We start from the raw sequence: 272 nt of genomic DNA on the forward strand, positions 1-272 counted from the left end.
TATAACTCTTAGTGCTATCCAATAAGGAAGCAAGATCGAAAGTATGACCAATCACAGAATTTGAACCTGCTAAATAATCTCCGTCGATAACTCCTATTGATGAGAAAAGCAAAATATCAAATTTACTTTCTCCCTTAATTTCTTTCGCTAATTCATACAATTCTCCGCTTTTTTCAGATAATAAGTCTTTTATTTCGTCCTGAGTCATGTCTTTATAATTTTTAGTCATAGTTGACTTCCTCCTTGTTTCGTTTTATATTTAACTTGAAATT

General features: G+C 30.9%; 1 protein-coding gene. It reads right to left on the reverse strand.

Going from position 1 to position 272, the window contains the following annotated elements:
• Positions 1 to 229, reverse strand: a 229-nt coding sequence (locus GUI70_RS23240; protein WP_161884571.1) for a DUF2482 family protein, incomplete at its 3' end; no start/stop codon positions are given.
• Between the last annotated feature and the right edge of the window lie 43 nt (positions 230 to 272).

This window comes from Deinococcus alpinitundrae, from assembly GCF_009982895.1.
GTDB lineage: Bacteria > Deinococcota > Deinococci > Deinococcales > Deinococcaceae > Deinococcus > Deinococcus alpinitundrae.